The 6,777-nt window shown below is 73.7% G+C and carries 5 protein-coding genes; all 5 read right to left on the bottom strand.

Annotated features, from left to right (window positions below; all coding sequences use genetic code 11):
• Window positions 1–124 precede the first annotated feature (124 nt).
• Window positions 125–1,303, bottom strand: coding sequence for an adenylyltransferase/sulfurtransferase MoeZ (gene moeZ, locus ACGFU6_RS33965; RefSeq protein ID WP_393616416.1), 1,179 nt, complete (start codon window positions 1,301–1,303; stop codon window positions 125–127).
• An 85-nt stretch (window positions 1,304–1,388) separates the two neighbouring features.
• On the bottom strand, window positions 1,389–2,231 hold the full coding sequence (locus tag ACGFU6_RS33960; protein ID WP_393616415.1) for a phage tail protein: 843 nt from the start codon (window positions 2,229–2,231) through the stop codon (window positions 1,389–1,391).
• Window positions 2,219–3,184: an NAD(P)-dependent oxidoreductase gene (locus ACGFU6_RS33955; protein WP_024493628.1), complete on the bottom strand. Its 966-nt coding sequence runs from the start codon at window positions 3,182–3,184 to the stop codon at window positions 2,219–2,221. Before ACGFU6_RS33955 ends, ACGFU6_RS33960 begins: the two co-directional genes overlap by 13 nt.
• 147 nt (window positions 3,185–3,331) lie before the next feature.
• Window positions 3,332–4,867, bottom strand: a complete 1,536-nt coding sequence (locus ACGFU6_RS33950) for a hypothetical protein (RefSeq protein ID WP_393616414.1) — start codon at window positions 4,865–4,867, stop codon at window positions 3,332–3,334.
• The gene (locus ACGFU6_RS33945; protein WP_393616420.1) at window positions 4,860–6,671 is read right to left on the bottom strand and encodes a glycosyltransferase; all 1,812 of its coding nucleotides are present in this window, start codon (window positions 6,669–6,671) and stop codon (window positions 4,860–4,862) included. The genes ACGFU6_RS33950 and ACGFU6_RS33945 overlap by 8 nt, the downstream gene beginning before the upstream one ends.
• Window positions 6,672–6,777 lie beyond the last annotated feature (106 nt).

Here is a 6,777-nt window from a genome sequence, read left to right as displayed (position 1 = left end):
CATCTGCCCACCCCAAACACAACGTCGGCCTGACCCACCAACGAGATGGATCAGGCCGACGTCACGACGAAGGGGCATTCGCCAACAGCATCCGCGTGGTGCGGACCGGCCCCTTCGAGGTGTTCTAGTACACCGGCTTCTCGGGCTCGATCTGGTTGACCCAGCCGATCACGCCGCCGCCGACGTGCACCGCGTCGGCGAAGCCCGCCGACTTGAGGACCGCGAGGACCTCGGCGCTGCGCACACCGGTCTTGCAGTTCAGGACGATGCGCTTGTCCTGCGGGAGGTCCTGGAGGGCGGTGCCCATCAGGAACTCGTTCTTCGGGATCAGCTTGGCACCGGGGATCGCGACGATCTCGAACTCGTTCGGCTCGCGGACGTCGATCAGCTCGATCTTCTCGTCCGCGTCCATCCACTCCTTGAGCTGCTTGGGAGTGATCGTGGAGCCGAGCGCCGCCTCCTGGGCCTCCTCGGACACGACGCCGCAGAAGGCCTCGTAGTCGATGAGCTCGGTGACGGTCGGGTTCTCGCCGCAGACCGCGCAGTCGGGGTCCTTGCGGACCTTGACCTGCCGGTACTGCATCTCCAGCGCGTCGTAGATCATCAGCCGGCCGACGAGCGGGTCGCCGATGCCGGCGAGCAGCTTGATGGCCTCGTTGACCTGGATGGAGCCGATGGACGCGCAGAGCACGCCCAGCACGCCGCCCTCGGCGCAGGAGGGAACCATGCCGGGGGGCGGCGGCTCCGGGTAGAGGCAGCGGTAGCAGGGACCGTGCTCCGACCAGAAGACGGACGCCTGGCCGTCGAACCGGTAGATGGAGCCCCAGACGTACGGCTTGTTCAGCAGCACCGCGGCGTCGTTGACGAGATAGCGGGTGGCGAAGTTGTCCGTGCCGTCCACGATCAGGTCGTACTGGGCGAAGATCTCCATCACGTTCTCGGCTTCGAGCCGTTCCTCGTGAAGGATCACGTTCACCAGGGGGTTGATCCCCTGCACGCTCTCCTTGGCCGACACGGCCTTGGACTTGCCGATGTCGGCCTGGCTGTGGATGATCTGCCGCTGCAGGTTCGACTCGTCGACCTCGTCGAACTCCACGATGCCGAGCGTTCCGACACCGGCGGCGGCCAGGTACATCAGGGCCGGCGAGCCGAGACCGCCGGCGCCCACACAGAGCACCTTCGCGTTCTTCAGCCGCTTCTGCCCGTCCATCCCGACATCCGGGATGATCAGGTGGCGGGAGTACCTGCGGACCTCGTCGACGGTGAGCTCAGCAGCTGGCTCGACCAGGGGTGGCAGCGACACAGGAACCTCAACAATGCAGGTGGTCGGTTTCTACGTACTTCGACTACGTACGGTTGTTCTTGCCGTAACACTGCCACGCCCCCTCTCATTCCGAGATACCGGGTCCGATCCGCGAGACGATTTCGTCCCAGTACCTGGGCAGCGTCGCGAATGGATCGGTTTGTCCGTGCCTGTTTCCGGGATCCGTCTCACCGCTGCGATCCGTGAAGAAGATCGTTCCGGCGCCCTGCCAGCGCGCGATCCGCATCGCCTCCTCCAGGTGGCTGCGCGGGACGCCGTGGACGAAGTGCGCGAACCGGCCGGGCGGATAGGCGGCGGTCCACTCCGCCACCTGCGACCAGCGGTAGTCGGTCCACGGGCCCCGGAAGGTGACGAGCTGGTCGGCGGCCTCCGCGTAGCCGGGGTACGGGTGGGTGTCGTGCCCGAGCACGAGGTGACCGCCGCCCCGCACGCCGTCGCTGTCCGCCAGGAACGCGGCGAGGGTGCTGGTGAGCCGGCGGACCGCCGGGAGGCCGGGGCGGTCGGCCGGGCACCGGTCGAGGTAGAAGCCGTCGACGCGGTACCAGTCCAGGAAGGACCGGGCGTCGGTGACCAGCTCGTCGAAGGGCCGGTTGCCGAAGGCCAGGTCGAGCCGGCCGAGCAGCCGCCCGGCCGACGCACGCACGGAGTCCAGCGCCTCCTCGCCGTGCACGGCCCGTTCGCGGGCGTTGCGCAGCCGGCCCGCGGCCTCCAGACAGTGCGGGTCGGGACGGGTGCCGGGGCCGTTGTCGATGTCGAGGACGGCCCAGTGCAGCGGGGTGCCGGGGCGCGCCAGCTCGGCCCATTCGACGGGTGCGAGCAGCGGGTGCGCGTAGCCGGGGACGCCGAAGCCGAGCTGCTGAGCCCCGCTGGTCCGGCGGGCCGTGCCGGTGCTGGTCAGATACGGCACGCCGCCTCCATCCAGATGTCCGCGAGGGACTCCTCCAGATTGATCCGGGGGCGCCAGCCGAGCCGGTCCCTGGCAGTGCGCACATCGGCCTGCTGCCAGGCGCCGCAGCCGTCCGGATAGGGCGAGGGGGTGGCCGAGAGGTGTTCCATGACCGATTCGGCCGAGGTGCGGGGGGCGCCGATGGGCAGCCGGGCGGGCGGGGTGTCCAGCTCGTGGAGCGCGCCGGCGTATCCGGCGACCTTGGCGAGCACGGCGGCGGCGTCACGGAGGCGCACGGCCCGGCCGGTGCCGATGTTGACGACGCCCTGGGCGGCGGAGAGCGAGGCGGCGTGCACGGCGCGCGCGACGTCGCGCACATCGACGAAGTCGCGCTGCACGCCGAGGCCGCTGAGCTTGAGCTCGCCGTCACCGGACTGCATGGCGCGGCGCATCGCCTCCGCGAGCCGGCCGAGCGGGGAGCCGGCCGGGGTGCCGGGGCCGACCGGCGAGAAGACCCGCAGCACCACCGCGTCGAGGCCGGAGCCGAGGACGAGTTCGGTGGCGGCGAGCTTGCTGACCCCGTACGGGCCGCCGGGGCGCGGGATGGCGTCCTCGGCGGTGGACGAGCCGGGCTGCGAGGGCCCGTACTCGGAGGAGCAGCCGACCTGGACGAGCCGGGCGGTGCAGCCGCTGCGCCGCATCGCCTCGCAGACGGTGGCGACGGCGACGGTGTTGTGGCGGGTCAGGTCGCGCGCCCCGCCCCGGGTGGCGCCCGCGCAGTTGACGACGACTCCGGGGTGGACGGCGTCCAGGAAGCGGGTGAGGGCTCCCGGGCTGCCGCTGGCGAGGTCGAACCGTACGTCGGCGTCGTCTCCTCGGCCGAGCGCCGTGAGGTGTACGGCCGGGTCGGCGAGCAGCCGGTCGGCGACGAACCGGCCGAGGAATCCGTTGGCTCCGAGCAGCAGCACCCTCATCGTGCGCCCCCTGGGTGCCGACGGCGGGCTGCCGGTGCGAGGTATTGGGGGGTCATGTCCGGTGTCTCCTTGAGGCAGTTGCGTACGGTGCGGGACGGGACCCGCGGCGTCGGCTCCGCGGGGGTCTGTGGTGCGTCATGGCGCGCGTCAGTCGGCGGTGTGGGCGGATGCTCGGGAGAGCGCGACGGTGGCGGTGGTCAGCAGCCCGAGCGCGGCCGCGCCGCAGGCCACGGCGGGTACGGCTCCGGCGCCCGCCGCCGCGACGAGGGCGTCGACGGGCCGGGCGACGGGGTGGAGGCCGGGCAGCCGTCCGGCCAGGACCAGGGCGGGTGCGGCGGCCTCGACGGCGCAGGCGGCGGCGAGTCCGGTGGCGGCGGGTCCGGGGAAGCCGTGGACGGTGAGGAGCCGGGCCAGCAGGAGCAGCACCCCGAGACCGGCCGCCCCGACGGGGGCGCCGCCGCCGGTCCCGAGGCCCGCCAGGTAGAGGAGGCCGGTGACGACGCAGAGGAAGAACGCGACGGCGCCGAACAGCAGGGGGCGCACGCCTGCCGCGAACTCTTCCAGCGCGCGGCTGCCGTTGAGTTTGTGGTGTGCGTGCACGGAGAAGAGGTGCGCGCACCAGGCGGCCGGGGCGACCGCGACGGCGAGCCCGAGCAGCGGGGCCGGGGTGATCGCCCAGGGGCCTTCGGGGCCGCCGCTGAGCACCTGGTGGAGCAGGGCCTCGCCGTACAGGGCGTAGCCGAGCAGCCAGCAGCCGTACAGGTTGGCGGCGCCCGTGGCGCGGCCGCCGGTGGAGAGCGGCCCGGTGCGCAGCGCGAGAGCGAGCCCGATGAACGCCAGGAGGGCGCCGCCGCTGCCGATGGCGAGCCGTGCCTCGCCGCCGAGCACCCCGTCGGTGAGCCGCAGCGATACGAGGGTCGCCAGGCAGGCGGCGCCCGGCAGCAGGGCCCGCAGCGACCACGCGGCGCGCGTCCGGATGTCACCCGCCGCCGTGGAGAGCACGACGACGGGCTCCTGTGCCGTGCCGGGTGCCGCAGGCTCCCCCGTCATGCCCGGTACCCGGGCGAACAGTTCCTCGGCGAGCGAGAACACGTCGCTGTGCCGGTAGCGGGCGGCGGTGCGGTCGGTGACGCCGTGGGCCTCGAGCCCGGCGGCGATCTCCAGCGAGTCGACGGCACGCTCGCAGAGCTCGCGGTGCCGGTGCATGAGCGACTTGACCGGGTCGGCGGGGCCGCGTCGCCCGGTGCTGAGCTTGCGCGGCGGGGCGGCGTGCGCGATCTCGGGTGCGCGGGCGGAGGGTTGCGCCGCGCACTCCGGGGCGCCTGCGGCCACTGCCGCCGGGGCCTGAGGGACCCCTGAGGCCGCGCCCTCGGCGGAAGTCTTGGCGAGGGCCTCGGCGGGGGCGTCGGCTGGGGACTTGGGCGCGACCGGCGCTGTCGTCGGGGCGTTCCCCGTGGTCCGCTCCGGGCCGGTCCCGGCCGGTGCGTCGGGGACGAGCGCCCGCGAGCGGGGGTCCCAGCCGCCGGCGGTCGTCGGTGTGCCGGGCACCTCGGTCGGGCGGCCCATCGTCGTTCCTCCATCTGCCTCGCCGTGGGCGCCGGGCGCCCCGGCCCTGTCGGTCAGGTCGGCACGGGCCGCCCGGTCGGTACGGCGGCCCGGTCCGGCCGCTTCCTGGTCACGCATCGCCGTCCCCCGCTCCGCGCGCCCCCGCGCACACCCCGCTCCCGGCCCAGCTGGGTGTCCGCTCGGCCGGTCCCGGGGCGAAGCGCTCGTCCGGCCCCGGCCACAGGCCGAGGACGTGGGCCTCAGGCGGGGTGGCGAAGGGACGCGGTCCGCCGTCCTCGTTCACCGTCGCCGCATCCCTGCGCACCGGCGCGCAGGCGATCAGCTCCAGGTAAATGCCGCGAAATGCCGCGAGGTTCTGTTCGACCGTGAAGAGTTCGAGCGCGCGGGCGCGGGCCGCCGCACCCAGGCGCGCACGGCGCTCGGGGTCGCGCAGGAGTGCCAGACAGGCGTCCGCGAGCGCCCGGGGATTGCGCGGCGGGACCACGAGCCCCGTCCCGCCGATGACCTCGACGACCGCGCCGACATCAGTGGAGACCGTGGCCCGGCCGCAGAACATCGCCTCGACCAGGCTGATCGGGAAGCCCTCGACCACGCTGGAGAGCACCACGATCCCGCCGGCCGCGTACGCCTGGGCGAGGTCGGGGACCTCGGCCCCGCCGATCTCCTCGAAGGAGACCGGGTTGTCGCCCTCGGCGTGCGCGTCGGCGGCCTCGTCCGGGAAGAGCTGGGCGGCGAGCGCCCGGCACTGCGCGAGGTAACCGGCGCCCTCCGGGCCCTGGGCCGCCGCGCCGATGATCCGCAGCCGGGCGTCGGGCTCGGCCCTGCGCACCTCGGCGAAGGCGTGCAGCAGGGCGACCAGGTCCTTGGCGGGTTCGATCCGGCCGACCCAGACCAGGGTGTCGGGGCCGCCGTCGCCCTCGGTCTCACCCAGCGCCTCGAACCGGCCGGACTCCATGCCGGGGTAGACCGTGCGCACCTTGGCGGGGTCCGCGCCGCAGCGTTCCTGCCAGCGGCGGGCGTGCGTGTTGCCGGGGGTGATCAGGGCGGCCTGGCGGTACACCTCGGCGGCGAGCCGGCCGTGGAAGTTCGCGAGGAGGGCGCGCACCGGCGCGCTGAGCGGGGTCCCGGCCGACGCGAGGTAGTGCGACCGCAGCCGCACGGAGTGCTCGGTGACCAGCAGCGGCACGCCGAAGAAGCGTTTGGCCAGCAGACCGGGCAGGGCGGCGGCGCCGCCCGACGTGGCGTGGCAGAGGTCCACGGCGCCGAGGCTCTCCCCGTCGTACCAGTCGAGGGAGAGCGGGCGGAGCACCCGGTCCAGCTCGGCGGCGAAGGTGAGGAGGTCGGGGACGGTGGCGGCCTGGACGGTGCGGCCGGTGCCGGGCGCGCGGCAGGCCGCCTCCAGGATCCGTACCGCGGTCTCGGAGCGGAGCGCCGCGGGGAGTCCGCCGCGTTCGGCGGCAAGTTCGGCCAGACCGTAGAGGCCGTCGGTGAACCGCGCGTCGTCCGCGGGCCCGGTGAGTCCGGTGTCCTCGACGCGGCCGGCGCCCTCACCCCGCTCGCCACCACGCGCGCCCGCGGCGCAGACCGCCGTCGCGAGCGCCGTGAAGTGGGTGGTGAAGCGCCGTCGTTCGCGCCGTCCGTAGGAGTGCGCGCCCCCGCCGGTCAGCAGTCGCGAGAGCAGCCCCCTGGGTGCGTGCAGACCCAGGACGTCCTCGTCGGCGGTCCACAGCGGGGCCGTGCGTACCCGGCTCACCTGGAGCGGGAGCTGGACCCAGCCGCGCGCCTCCTGTTCGGCGTCCCGGCTGAGCGCGAAGAGATCGAACTCGTGTTGCGCGAGTCCGCGCACCAGACGGTCGCACCAGAGTCTGGACTCACCGGTCGCATACGGATAACCACCGTCGGTGAGGAGTCCGATCCGCACGAGCACACCCCCGATCTCCCTTGTGGGCGGCCACCGTTGGATCGGTGACTCGCAGCGGGACGACCGTAAGCGGATACGCCGGTGGTGCGACGGACGGTTGTCCGTC

It is taken from the genome of Streptomyces sp. NPDC048462 (genome assembly GCF_043200175.1).
GTDB lineage: Bacteria > Actinomycetota > Actinomycetes > Streptomycetales > Streptomycetaceae > Streptomyces.
The sequence above is the reverse complement of the archived record's forward strand: the minus strand, read 5'-3'. Positions and strand labels throughout refer to the sequence as shown.

Bases quoted from the DNA above. Each gene is read 5' to 3' on its own strand.
- ACGFU6_RS33955 (WP_024493628.1), bottom strand. From the start codon at position 3,184: ATGAGGGTGCTGCTGCTCGGAGCCAACGGATTCCTCGGCCGGTTCGTC.
- ACGFU6_RS33950 (WP_393616414.1), bottom strand. From the start codon at position 4,867: ATGCGTGACCAGGAAGCGGCCGGACCGGGCCGCCGTACCGACCGGGCG.